Source organism: Arenibacter sp. F20364 (genome assembly GCF_023015905.1).
Classification (GTDB): Bacteria; Bacteroidota; Bacteroidia; order Flavobacteriales; family Flavobacteriaceae; genus Arenibacter.
In genome coordinates, this window is record NZ_JALKBD010000045.1 from 1 (window position 1) to 12,970 (window position 12,970).

General features: G+C 39.5%; 10 protein-coding genes. 7 read left to right on the forward strand and 3 right to left on the reverse strand.

What is annotated here, in order from left to right; genetic code table 11:
• The first annotated feature begins 365 nt into the window (after window positions 1–365).
• The 6 genes from MWU84_RS21695 (at window position 366) to MWU84_RS21720 (ending at window position 6,255) form a co-directional block, all read left to right on the forward strand.
• Window positions 366–1,826 carry an oligosaccharide flippase family protein gene (locus MWU84_RS21695; RefSeq protein ID WP_246905704.1) on the forward strand — a complete coding sequence of 487 codons (1,461 nt, stop codon included), beginning with the start codon at window positions 366–368 and terminating at the stop codon, window positions 1,824–1,826.
• Window positions 1,823–2,257, forward strand: a complete 435-nt coding sequence (gene dut / locus MWU84_RS21700; RefSeq protein WP_246905707.1) for a dUTP diphosphatase — start codon at window positions 1,823–1,825, stop codon at window positions 2,255–2,257. The genes MWU84_RS21695 and dut overlap by 4 nt, the downstream gene beginning before the upstream one ends.
• Window positions 2,258–2,470: 213 nt before the next feature.
• Entirely contained in the window at window positions 2,471–3,370 is a 900-nt protein-coding gene (locus MWU84_RS21705) for a ChAPs family protein (protein WP_246905710.1), read from the forward strand.
• A gap of 4 nt (window positions 3,371–3,374) precedes the next feature.
• Window positions 3,375–4,160, forward strand: a complete 786-nt coding sequence (locus MWU84_RS21710; RefSeq protein ID WP_246905712.1) for a DUF4292 domain-containing protein — start codon at window positions 3,375–3,377, stop codon at window positions 4,158–4,160.
• A 1-nt stretch (window position 4,161) separates the two neighbouring features.
• The gene (locus MWU84_RS21715; RefSeq protein WP_246905715.1) at window positions 4,162–5,406 is read left to right on the forward strand and encodes a peptidoglycan DD-metalloendopeptidase family protein; all 1,245 of its coding nucleotides are present in this window, start codon (window positions 4,162–4,164) and stop codon (window positions 5,404–5,406) included.
• Between the two features lie 12 nt (window positions 5,407–5,418).
• On the forward strand, window positions 5,419–6,255 hold the full coding sequence (locus MWU84_RS21720; protein WP_281502605.1) for an aldo/keto reductase: 837 nt from the start codon (window positions 5,419–5,421) through the stop codon (window positions 6,253–6,255).
• On the opposite strand, the gene MWU84_RS21725 is transcribed toward MWU84_RS21720, so the two are convergent.
• Window positions 6,252–6,764 (reverse strand): acyl-CoA thioesterase, encoded by a 513-nt coding sequence (locus MWU84_RS21725; protein WP_246905718.1) that lies wholly within the window; start codon window positions 6,762–6,764, stop codon window positions 6,252–6,254. The genes MWU84_RS21720 and MWU84_RS21725 overlap by 4 nt on opposite strands.
• Window positions 6,765–6,821: 57 nt before the next feature.
• Window positions 6,822–7,769: an SPOR domain-containing protein gene (locus MWU84_RS21730; RefSeq protein ID WP_246905721.1), complete on the reverse strand. Its 948-nt coding sequence runs from the start codon at window positions 7,767–7,769 to the stop codon at window positions 6,822–6,824.
• A 104-nt stretch (window positions 7,770–7,873) separates the two neighbouring features.
• Here MWU84_RS21730 and dprA point away from each other — a divergent pair, with 104 nt between their 5' ends.
• A complete protein-coding gene (dprA, locus tag MWU84_RS21735) occupies window positions 7,874–8,977 on the forward strand; it encodes a DNA-processing protein DprA (RefSeq protein WP_246905724.1) in 1,104 nt (367 codons plus the stop codon).
• 187 nt (window positions 8,978–9,164) lie between these two features.
• Here the strand turns inward: dprA and MWU84_RS21740 are convergent, their stop codons facing one another.
• Window positions 9,165–12,914, reverse strand: coding sequence for a carboxypeptidase-like regulatory domain-containing protein (locus tag MWU84_RS21740; protein ID WP_246905727.1), 3,750 nt, complete (start codon window positions 12,912–12,914; stop codon window positions 9,165–9,167).
• Between the last annotated feature and the right edge of the window lie 56 nt (window positions 12,915–12,970).

The following is a 12,970-nucleotide window of genomic DNA, read 5'->3' on the forward strand; positions in this document are numbered from 1 at the left end:
TAGGGACCACATAGTGAAGAAGGGTCTTTTCTTTTGTTTCGTTTTATTCATTGCCTGTTTATTTTGGAATAAGGTATTCATGAACCTCCTGCGTCAGTTTCATTGGACAAGCAAAGAAATCGGAGATTTCCGATACTAATAGAATCTACTTGGGTAAAATGAAATAATAGTTTCAATTTATGTTTTACTATATTCTTCCCCAAAAATTAGGCCTATAATCAAAAAACATCGTAATTCATCTTAATTATAATTTTTGCATATCCCCTAATAATTAAACTTACTCCCTCGAATGCTTAATAAGCTAATTAACTAACTTTGCCCGCATTGATTAAATGCCTAATTTTAAAGCTAATTCATAGATTTCTTTGAATCCACTTAAAAAATTATTTAAACAGACGTTTATCTATGGCTTAGCTACGGTCTTGCCCCGTATGCTGTCTTTTCTGTTATTGCCACTTTACACAGAGGTTTTGGAGACAGCGGGTTTTGGTGAGGTAAGTATAATTTTCTCTTGGTTCGCTATTTTTAATGTGATTTTGTCCTACGGCATGGAAACGGCCTTTTTTAGGTTTTATACCAAGGCCATTGACCGTAAAACAGTGGTTACTACTTCCCTGATTTCGATAGGTGTCACGACCTTGGTTTTCTTGGTACTGGCATTTCTTTTTAAGGATGCAGTTGCTGGGTTTACCAATATTGACGAAAAGTACATTAGTTATACCATTTGGATTTTGGCGCTGGATGCCTTGGTGATAGTGCCATTTGCATGGCTAAGGGCCAATGAGAAGCCTATGCGCTATGCCTTGGTCAAGATTTTTAATGTGGCCATAAATTTTGGTTTAAACGTATTCTTTTTAATTCTGTTGCCGCAAATGGTGGCGGACAACGCGGATTCGTCTTTTAATGCTCTGTACCGGACAGATTTTGAAATCTCCTACATATTTATATCAAATTTGATTGCTAGCGGCATTACGTTTCTTTTAATGCTTAGGTTGTATATTAGAAGACCATACGTTTTTGATAAGGAACTTTGGCTTCAAATGATGCATTATGCTTTACCGGTATTGGTAGCGGGAATAGCCTTTTCGATCAATGAGGTTTTTGATAAAATCCTGCTTTCCTATCTCTTGCCGGAGGACATCGCTGAAAGTGAAATTGGAAAATATTCCGCCTGCTATAGGTTATCTGTATTTATGACCTTGTTTGCAACGGCATTTAGAATGGGGATAGAACCTTTTTTCTTTAGTCATTCCACTTCGGAAAAACCCCAAAGGGCCTATGCGCAGATTACCAATTACTTTGTAATACTGGGCAGTATAATACTGTTGGGGGTAGTGGTATTTGCCGATGTATTGAAGTTGATTTTGGTCAGGGACGAATCGTATTGGGAGGCCATGTCCATAGTCCCAATTGTTGTATTGGCCAGTTTTTGTCTGGGAATTTACCACAACCTTTCGGTTTGGTACAAGGTTACGGACCGTACCAAGTTTGGGGCATATATTTCATTGATAGGCGCTGTATTGACCATTATAATCAATTTTGCCTTTATTCCCTATTTCGGATATGTAGCTTCAGCAGTAGCCACATTGGTAGCTTATGCCTCTATGGTAATACTATCTTTCTTTTTTGGAAGAATGTATTACCCTATTCCCTACAACCACAGGAAAATTGTTTTTTACCTAGTGGTTTCCATCCTATTTTCCATGCTGTCGTTTTATGTTTTCAATCGTAATTTGATTATTGGCAGTATATTCTTTATTTTATTTTTGGGCATGGTATATCGGCTTGAAAGTGATAAACTCAAACAAATATTTTTAAGAAAATGACTATAAAAATTATTAATAAATCAGTCCATCCCCTACCTAATTACGAAACTTTGGCTTCCGCAGGGATGGATTTAAGGGCAAACCTTACAGAATCCATAGTATTGCAACCTATGGAAAGAACTATTGTGAAAACAGGGCTATTCTTGGAGCTTCCCATTGGCTTTGAAGCCCAGGTAAGACCACGTAGTGGATTGGCGGCTAAAAAGGGAATTACTGTTCTAAACGCTCCTGGCACGGTTGATGCTGATTACAGGGGGGAAGTTGGGGTAATTCTTATAAATCTTTCCAAAGAAGCCTTCACAATTGAAAATGGAGAACGTATCGCGCAATTGGTCATTGCCAAGCACGAAAGGGCGGAATGGAATTTGGTGGAGGAACTTTCGAAAACCTCAAGGGGCGAGGGAGGATTTGGTAGTACTGGGGTAAAATAAAATCCCTTGCACAAAACAAGGAGGACTCTTACATTATCACTAATTTTATAGTGGCCTATGAATGATTTTTTATTTTGGGGAAGAAAACTATTGAAATAAAAATGATTCCTGGGCAATCTAATACTGCTTTTAAGTTGTTAGCGTTGACGGTCTGTTTTGGATTAGGTGGAATCTGATAATATGGGAAGGACGGGTTATTTATTTGTTTTAGTCTTGGGATTATTTTTAATCCCAACCTCCGGTTGTGCCCAAGAAAATGAAATTGAGGAAGAAGAAAGTGCCGAGGTCTTTTTGGAGGAATATACCGATGAGTTTCAGGAAAAATTCTTTGAGGCCCTAAAGCAGAAGGGAATAGAAAATTACGATAGGGCCATAAACCTCTTTCTGGAATGTAAACGGTTGGAGCCCAACAATTCAGTATTGGATCATGAACTTGCCAAGGCTTATTTGGCCTCTAAAAAAATGGTTTTGGCACAGGAATATGGTATTGCTGCTGTGAAGGGCAAACCGGATGATTATTGGGTGTTGAATACCTTGGTAAACATTGTACAGCGTCAAGGGTCTGGCCTGGATGTGGTAAAGGACAAAATCCCTTACAATAATGCCAAGCTCCTGGAGAATCTTGCTATGATCTATTTCAAACAGGAAAACTATGACAATGCACTGAAAATACTCAACGGTATGAAAGTTACGGTGTTTTCTAAGGACCTTACCTCAAGAATAAGTAATTCTATCAAAGTCCGGGAGGATAAGGAAAAGCTAAAGGATACGATTGTTGTAGAAGTTCAAGAGGAAAACCCCATGGACAGTTATGTGGCCATTATTACTGGATATTTGTCAAAGAGCGACTTTAAGAATGCCGAAGGGGTAAGTGTAGAGGCCTTGGAAATCTTCCCTGCCCAACCGTATTTTTACTACGCCTATGGACTTAGCTTAAACAAGGGTAAGAAGCATAAGGAGGCTATAGTTATTTTGGAGTCGGGGTTGGATTATTTACTGGATGATGTTGATCTGGCCAATAAAATGTATAAGGAATTAGTAGATGCTAACAATGCTTTGGGAAATTCTTCCAAGGCAAATATGTATCTTAGTAAAATAAAAACCGGGTCGTAAATTTATGGGATACAGTTTCAAAAGACTTCAAAAATGGGCCGTACTTGGCATTTTTGTGGGATTGTTTTTTTCGTGTAAGTCCACTAGCGTAATTATGGGCGGTGCAGTGGATGAAAAATTGACCGCTAAAGCTATTATTAGAAACCACTATTACTCCCATTTGAGTTTTAAAACTTTAAGCGGCAAGATGAGAATAGATTATTCCGACGGTGGAAGCACGCAGAGCGTGAGCGTGAGCTTTAGGATGGAGAAGGACAAGGCGATATGGCTTAGCGCTCCATTGGGAATTGTGAAGGCTTACATAACTCCGGAAAGGGTGTCTTTTTACAATAAGTTGGACAATGAATATTTTGACGGTAATTTCAGTTATTTGAGTCAATTGTTGGGAACCGACCTAAATTATGAAAAAGTGCAAAATTTGCTTTTGGGAGAAGCTCTTTTCGATTTACGGGATGAAAAGTATACGGTAGATATCGCCAATGACACCTATCAGCTGAAACCAAAAAAAGCGGGTGATCTATTTAAAACGCTGTTCCAAATTGAACCCTTAAATTATAAAATGGCCACACAACAGTTGTCCCAACCATGGGAGAAACGGTTACTTGAAATTAGTTACAAGAATTATCAGAAAGTCAATAAATGGATTTTACCCGGGGAGATAGACATTTTGGCCGTAGATGGGGACAATACCAATAATATTACCGTTGAATATAGAAATATGGAGTTCAATAGGGCATTAAATTTTCCCTATAATATACCAAATGGTTTTAAAGAAATTGTATTAAATTAATATGGGAAATAGGCACTCTTATATAGTTTATTTTCTTTTGGTTACTGTCATTCTTATGGGCAATTTTACCAGGGCTCAAACCAATGAGCAGAAGGCTCTGGAATCCAAACGGGAACAACTTCAAAAGGAAATTTCGGAAATTAACCGGTTGCTGTTCGCGGAGAAAAAGGAAAAGGGAAATGTCTTGGAACAAATGGAGGCCATGGATCAGAAAATAAATGTTCGCCAACAGTTGATCAGGGTCACGAATCAACAGTCTAACTTACTTAATAGACAGATCAACACCAATGTCAGGAACATAGGAAAACTGCGTAACGATCTTGCTTTTTTAAAGGAAGAATATGGAAATATGATCCAAAAATCCTACCAGAATAAATCCCGACAAAGCAGGTTAATGTTCTTATTGTCCGCTGAGAACTTTCTCCAAGCTTTTAAGCGATTTCAGTATATGAAGCAATATACCCAATACAGAAAGGAACAGGGGGAGCAAATTGTGGCCAAAACGGAAGAGTTGGGCCAATTGAACAAGGACCTTGTAGATCAGCGCAAGGAAAAGGACAAACTGGTTGCTGAAAATACCCAGATCAAAAATCAATTGTATAAGGAAATGGAATCCCAAAAGGGATTGCTTAAGAGTATAAGGCAGAATGAAAGCAAATATGCGGCTGCTATTGAAAATAAAAAGAAGGAGGCGAAAAGGATAGATGAGCAAATAGAACGGTTGATTCGTAGCGCTATAGCCGCGTCCAACAGAGAGGCTAGCAAATCTACCAGAACAACCGCTGCAAGTAGCAGTAAGTTTGTATTGACTCCTGAGGCTATTATTGTGGCCAATAATTTCTCCGCCAATAAGGGGAAATTGATCTGGCCTGTGGAAAAAGGAATTAAAAGACAGGGTTTCGGTGTTTATAGTGATGCAGTTTACCCAGGAATCAAACATGAAAGTAATGGGGTTATCATTGCCACGGACCAGGGTTCTAAGGCCAGGGCTATCTTTGAAGGGGAAGTTATCGCCATATTGTCCGTACCGGGCGGTAACAAGGGAGTTCAGATAAAGCATGGTAACTACATTAGTACCTATTACAACCTATCCAGAGTTTATGTAAAGAAGGGAGATAAGGTGAACAGTAAGTCCGATTTGGGGGATATTTACACCAGTAAATCCAGCGGTACTACCCAATTGAAATTTTACCTGTATAAGGATACTACCCGCCTAAATCCCGAGGAATGGATATATCAACTATAAAATAATTTGAAATTGAAAAATTTAACTGATTTAAAAGGAACTTTTGCATTGAATAATGGCGTAGAGATGCCCTATTTTGGTTTAGGGGTTTATTTGTCCGAAGATGGAAAGGAAGTGACCAATGCAGTAAAATGGGCGTTGGAGGAAGGATATCGACATATAGACACTGCTTCTATCTATGGGAATGAAGAAGGAGTGGGCATAGGCATTAAGGAAAGCGGTGTTGATCGTAAAGATATTTTTGTAGTGAGCAAAGTATGGAATAGCGATCAGGGTTACGACAGTACTATTAAGGCGTACGAGGCTAGTTTAGAACGGTTGGATTTGGACTATTTGGATCTTTACCTAGTACATTGGCCGGTAAAGGGAAAATACAAGGAGACCTGGCGGGCAATGGAATATCTGTACGAGCATAAAGGGGTAAGGGCTATTGGGGTAAGTAATTTTATGCAACACCATCTCGAAGATCTACTTACTTCCGCCAAAATTGTCCCGATGGTAAATCAAATGGAATTTCATCCGTATCTGGTGCAACAGGAGTTGATAGATTTTTGCAATAAAAATACCATTCAGTATGAAGCTTGGTCCCCATTGATGCAGGGCCATATCTTTGAATTGGATATTATGAAGGACCTAGCTGAAAAATACGATAAGACCATTGCGCAAATTGTACTGCGCTGGGATTTACAAAAGGGAGTTGTCACCATTCCAAAATCTTCCAAAAAGGAACGGATTAGGGCCAATGCCGATGTATTCGACTTTGTACTTGCTCCTGAAGACATGAAAAGATTGGATGCATTGGCCCGTGGAAAACGATTTGGTCCAGATCCGGATAATTTCGATTTTTAATCCATAAAAAGTGCCTTGAGTTCGGTGGCATCCTTAGGCTTCATCTTACCTGCAAGTACAAGGCTTAGTTGTTTTCTGCGCAGAGCCGCTTCATAGCGTTGAAGCTCCAGGGCCGACTCGGGTCTTAGTTCTGGGACGGCAGTAGGCTTTCCGCTATCGTCCACTGCAACAAAGGTGTAGATAGCCTCGTTTACTTTAGATTTCTCGCCATTAAACCGGTCTTCCATCCATACATCTATAAATACTTCCATTGAGGTCTTAAAGGCTCTGGAAACAGCTGCTTCTACTGTAACAACACTTCCTACAGGTACCGCTTGATTAAAGGCTACGTGATTTACAGAAGCAGTAACGGTAATACGTCTGCTATGGCGCCTGGCGGCAATACTGGCGGCACGGTCCATACGGGCCAATAATTCACCCCCAAACAAGTTGTTCAAAGGATTGGTTTCACTTGGAAGGACCATATCGGTCATTAATGTGCGCGATTCACTGGGCGTCTTTGGCTCCATAAATTTCTTTTGGGCAAAGATACATTGGTAATATTAAGCTAAAAAGTGGAGAAGGAATTATTTTATCGAACGCAACCAAGCCTCGGGCGATTCGGAAAGTTTTATTTTCCTTAAATAATTTAAGGCTTCCTTGGCATCATCAAAACTGCCATAAGCTACCATATGCAGACCATATTGGTTAACACCAAGATAAGAGGCATCGTATCCTTTTTCTTTTAATTGTAGTACTTTCTTTTCGGCATTGCCCTGAATTCTAAAAGCACCGGCTATAACTTGGTGCACACCACTTTTTTTGTTGGTGATGACATTTAAGGAAACCGCGGGCAATTCCAAGGGAGCAGTGTTGAAAAAAGTAGCTTCCTGTATATTTTTGGAAACTTGCTGATTCGCTTCCTGTCTTACGATTTCTTGGTTGGAAAGGTTGTCGTCGTAAAGGCGATAGCCTGTAAAACCTGTGGCAATGGCCAGCAATATTACGGCCGCATATTTTAAATAAGGCCTAAGGGTAGATTCCTTGCGCGCCTCGGGAGTAATCATAAATGGAATTTTTTCTTCCATTTCAACTACTTCCTCCTTTAAAACTTCCCTAGAAATCGGTGTAGATACAAATGTGGAAAGCCCAAAGGATGAGGTTAGGTAATTAACTTGGTAAGAAGGCTGAAACTGGGTTTTTCCTTCCTTGTTTAGCCATAATTCACCTATATTGGGAAGACTTAGCCTATTTCCTTCCTTTAAAAGTTTCTTCCATTTTAAGGATACGGCAGCTATTTGCTTTTGCATGTCCTCATAAGACAGCTTTTCGGCATCTGCCATGTAGGATACCAACAGTCCGTCATTGGAAGTCAGTTGTTCGTTAAAAGAAATTATTTTTGAGGGAGGGTTGAACGAATTGGTCGATTCATTGATAACGGCAGATTTCATCTGTGTCAAGAAGGCACCAAATTCTGGCACCATTACACAATTGTATCTGTAAAGTAGCTCCGCTATGTAATGTTCGGTTCCCATAAGGACAAAGATTGGAAAAATATGACAAGTTCAAAACTCTTTACATAACTTTTTATTAACATTGTTTTTTATGTATTTTGTGAACAACTAAGCCTCTTCTATAAATGTCTAGAGATGAAATAATTGCTATCCTTCGGTTACAGAACGTACCAAATATTGGTGACGTAACGGCAAAAAAATTAATATCGAGCTGTGGGAGTCCGTCAGCCATTTTTGAGGAAAAAATGACTCGCTTATTAAAATTGGCCGGAATTGGTAAAGGCACTCTAAAAGGGCTAATGGACAGGGAGCATTTGGAAGCTGCAGAGTTGGAATATGAATTTATAAGGAATCAGGAAATAAACCTTCATTATTTTATGGAGGACAACTATCCTGCCTATTTAAAACATTGTATAGACAGCCCTATTTTGCTTTTTAGCCAAGGGAACATAGATCTGAACCGTAAAAAAATTATAAGTGTTGTAGGTACCAGAAATATTACCAGTTATGGCACTGCTTTTTGCGAGCAATTCATTGAGGAATTGGCGCCCCTGGATCCAATAATAGTAAGTGGGTTTGCCTATGGGGTGGATATTTGTGTGCAAAAGGCGGCAATAAAGCACGGTTTGCAAACTATAGGATGTTTGGCCCATGGCTTAAATCAGATTTATCCAAAAATTCATGAAAAATATGTGCCTGAGGTGAACAGAAATGGAGGGTTTTTCACTGAATTTTGGAGTACAAGTCAGCCCGAAAGGGAAAATTTCTTAAAGCGAAATCGGATTATAGCCGGTATGGGCGAAGCTACCATTGTTGTGGAATCAGCTGAGAAAGGAGGTAGTTTGGTAACTGCCGATATAGCCAATAGCTATAATCGTGATGTTTTTGCGGTACCTGGCAGAACCCAGGATAAATATAGTAGTGGCTGCAATAACCTTATCAAACAGCAGAAAGCCCAAATGCTTACCTCGGCTGCCGATCTGATCTATATGTTGGGATGGGAATTGGAAGAAAAAAAACGGACTACCGTTCAAAAGCAACTATTTGTAGAAATGGATCCTACTGAGAAGGAAATCTATGATTATTTACAACAGGGGGGCAAACAGATGTTGGACAGTATTGCCTTGGATTGTAAGCTCCCCATTTTTAAAGTGTCCTCTACCTTATTGAATATGGAAATGAAAGGAGTGGTTAGGCCTCTTCCAGGAAAATTGTTCGAGGCGATTTAAGAATTTGACCGACCTTATGGTTTGCCTGCTTTGTAATTTTCCCTGGTATTATGGTAATTCGGTTCCCGGTCGATAAAAGACTACTGATAAACTTAGTTTTTAATGGCCAACTTTGAACACTTGTTGTCCCAAACCGACTAGATGGTATATTGGTACATTATAAGGGGTAAGGAATTGATATTGAAGATTAGTCTTTCAATTCAAAGGTTTGAAGATATTTTCCAGGAGTTCCATAATAGGATAAGCCTTCAATATCTACCTGAATTTTTTTGGCAGTGTCCGAATTGTAGAATAGAAACCTTGCATTACCATTTCTATCTGTAGTAAAGGAAGGATTCCAATAGAGGGTGGCGCGGTGATCCGGAGGATTTTTTACATCTAAAACAACATTGTATTTTGGGGAGTAAAATTCTCGTTCTGGGGTATGTCCTACAATGGTAAAGTCGGGGGATATTGCTGGGGCTATGGTTTCACCTCCCCCTCTTTTCGTATAAATAAGGATAACTCCATTGGCTCCTCGCGATCCATAAATGGCAGCTGAGGGTCCTTTTAGAATTTCCACTCTTTCAACCGTGTAAGTATCCATTGTGGCAATATAAGTAGGTACAGGACTTGGGGTCAAGGATTGCTCCATTGATAAGGAAAGGTCAACGGGTACGGCACTTCCGGCTCCTTGGTCAGTAGAAGTACGTTGTGTCTGTATGGCTCTGGCTTGTGATGAGGCCGAAGGATTATCGTTGTTCACTGGCACACCATTGAGCACCCATAAAGGAGTGCCACCATTTCTAATGCTTACCGTATTACCATTAACGGTTACCCCTCCAAATCTCCTGACCAAATCCAAGACGGTCTGGGCAGAACGGTGGTCTTCCATATACAAGGTAGCGTCGGGCGTCTGACCATAGACAGAGGGAGAAGCGTTTCTGGATTTTTCAATCTTTTTTTCCGTTACAACTACTTCGTCCAATTTTGTTGCATTTTCAAAATGGGATGAGGGGCCTATTCTTTTTTGTGGATAACGGACCTCAATTGATTTTTCACTTTCGATTGCCAAATTTTTATATCGAGGTGGAGGAAGGGTGGTTTCTTGCTTTTCAAGGGTAACTTTTACATCAATAGGCTTGTCCGAGGCATTAAAAGCGTTGAACGCAATGTCAGTAGTGTCCTTAAAATTGAAATCGGGAACCTTAAAACTTCCATCCAAAGCCGTTTTGGCCGATAGCATTCCCATTTGATCGCCGGATTTTGCAATTACAGTTAGTGCGGTATTGGCCAAAGGCTTATTGTTCAAACTCGTGGCGATACCTGAAATGGAAAGCCCTTTAACAAAATTGAACTCCTTGGGAGAATTTGTAACAGCTTCAATTTCCCGCCAAGGGATTTTTCTCCAGCCATGAGTAAGCATAATTAGATCCAGAGCGTGCAAAGTGGATTTTTTCTGATTTTGAAAAAGAAGCCCTGGATCGGTAATATGGCCTTTAACATCCGATTGTAACAAAAGATGCGTTAAAATATTCGACGAGCGTTGATGTTTTTGACCCTGATTTGCGTCTGTGGCAGCTATCGATAATTCGGCAACAACGGGCCTACCATCGGTATCCGTTACACGAACATCTATGGCAATTTCACTCCGGCGCTTAAATTTTTTTGGGCTTATGTTGGCAGTTATTACCAAGTCATCTTGATTATTGATGAATACGAGCCTTTCGCACCATGGTATTTTTTGTGAATCAAAAAGGGTAAGGGTCATTACTCCACTTGGCATTTTGCTTTTTGGAATCTCAAAGTTTACGGCCTGTTGGCCTTCGAAATCAAATTTGCCTTGATAATATTTTTTATTGTTCATATGCCCAACTACATAAAAAGACTGTTTCCGCAACGTTTCTGTAGCTTGTATCTTTAGCTGTATACTTTTAGGACTTATGTTATAGGCGGTTATGGCATATCCCTCATTCATAACCATGGGAAAGGGGTATTGGGAGCCGTTATCAAGAATTACGGAATATTGTTCGCCCGCCATGGGCTTAAGGGTGAAAAAACCGGACCCTCTGTCTATTGTAGCCAGGGTTGCAACGAAATTACCTTGCGAATCCACAACTTTTCCTTTGATATCTTTCTCTTGGCCATCATTTCCTATAGCTTTAAACGCTACCTGTCCAACCAAATTGGCAACTAATTGTCCCCCTTCCGGGAAGAACTGTAAATCTATTTTATCTTCAATTTGCAAAGAAGTAATGGGCTTACTGTTTTCATTAAGGACCTGTATCGTTTTAGTGAAAAAGAAATCATCATCATAATTCCGCATCCAATCGGTATAGGATCGAATTTGATAATTGCCCACAGGAAGCATGTCCGGAATATCTATGGAGCCAGTAGCCTTGCCATTAAGAATTTCATGCGTTTGTGAAGTTACAATTTCATTATTGGGGGCAATAAGATCCACATGAAGCACCCTGCTACCCTTGGAAAAATGGTGGTATTGCCCCAAAACCACGTAGCCGCTGTACCAAATGGTTTCACCTGAAGTGCATATTTCTTTATCTGTATGCAGAAATACTTTTTCTACGGGGTTATAATTGTTATAACGATTGACCGATTTTCCCAAATCTTTTATGATTGTATCATTGGCCAGATTGGGTTGCATAAGTGCAATTTGATCCTTACTGTTTAGGAAGATGGAACCAAATGCACCTACCTTTTCAAAGGATGCAATTACCTCTTCCTCAACGGGAGTTCTTTTTACAATTGGGTTATTTTCCCAAAATTTTTCGTCATATCCTATTTCATCGAGTTTTTGCCAATCACTTTTATTTTTTCCAAACTTTCCTCCCAATTTTTTTCTGGACGTGGGGGTATAGGTTTCAAAAAATGTGAGGTTGGAGGCAGAAGTAGTATGAAACTGAAGAGTGTTATTAATATAGTAGTCAAATTCTTGTGCTATATTAATATAATCTATGGCCGATTTCCTGGCGTTTTCCAAACTATAGGCTATTTCAAATGAGATATTGTAGTTTTTCCATGAATTGTTGTTGGTGTTCACAAGCTGAACAAATTTTAAATCGTCATGGGAAAGACTGCCTGTTATTTTTAGGATATCAAAGGTTTTGGTATTCACATAGACTTCTGCTTCGAAAGTAGGGGTTCTACGTGTTTTTAGGGGCTTGAACCTTAATACGGCAATTTTATCACTACCCGACTCTATGTATTCATTTATGTGGATGTCATAAAATACTTCCAAGGCGGGATGCATGGGAAAAATAACCTCCTCAGTGTTGGGTTGAAATGGAGAGATCAATCGGGTTAAAAGTGTATAATTCCTGTTGTGCAAACCCCCTGGCTTTAATGCATATCTACCTTCAATAATATCCCAATCTTCTATTCCTATCGAATTATAGCGTATGTCGTAGATAATTTCGGAAAACTCAGAGTATTCATCTCCATTTTTTGATTTTTGTCTGTAAAAGGCGCGCCCATAATTATAATAGGTTGATTGTGCTTCGGCTTTTTGAAAAGCTTTTTTCGCAAGCTCTACGGCATATGCGTCTTTTTTGGAGGCCAAGACCGTAACCTCTTCAAGTATATTGGTCAAAGGGGTTAGTTCTACAACAATATTGCCGGTTTGGGCAATTTCCGCAACATATTTGTTGTAATTGATATGGGAAAATATAAGTTTGGCAGGCAAGGAATCCAACTGTATTACGAATTCCCCCAATTCATTACTTGCAGTTCCCCAGCTTGAAGAGGCATTTCCAATATTGCAAAAGGGGATCGCTTCCCCAGTTGTTTTGTCGATAACCTTTCCATTTATTTGAAGCTGTTGGGTTATTGTTGAGGAATGCTTACCTGAATTACTGGAATTTGTTTCAGGAATGCCAAATAGTGCAGTGCTACTTAACCCAAAAGTGGAAATTAAAATATAACTGATAATTCTTGCCATCGCATCATTGATAGAACTATCAAGTTACAAAGTAAAAACCAATTTTAACAGGTGAT

Excerpts from the sequence above, each read along its gene's own strand:
- dprA (WP_246905724.1), top strand. The coding sequence starts at position 7,874 with ATGTCTAGAGATGAAATAATTGCTATCCTTCGGTTACAGAACGTACCA.
- MWU84_RS21715 (WP_246905715.1), top strand. The coding sequence starts at position 4,162 with ATGGGAAATAGGCACTCTTATATAGTTTATTTTCTTTTGGTTACTGTC.
- MWU84_RS21725 (WP_246905718.1), bottom strand. The coding sequence starts at position 6,764 with ATGGAGCCAAAGACGCCCAGTGAATCGCGCACATTAATGACCGATATG.
- dut (WP_246905707.1), top strand. The coding sequence starts at position 1,823 with ATGACTATAAAAATTATTAATAAATCAGTCCATCCCCTACCTAATTAC.
- MWU84_RS21740 (WP_246905727.1), bottom strand. The coding sequence starts at position 12,914 with ATGGCAAGAATTATCAGTTATATTTTAATTTCCACTTTTGGGTTAAGT.
- MWU84_RS21710 (WP_246905712.1), top strand. The coding sequence starts at position 3,375 with ATGGGATACAGTTTCAAAAGACTTCAAAAATGGGCCGTACTTGGCATT.
- MWU84_RS21730 (WP_246905721.1), bottom strand. The coding sequence starts at position 7,769 with ATGGGAACCGAACATTACATAGCGGAGCTACTTTACAGATACAATTGT.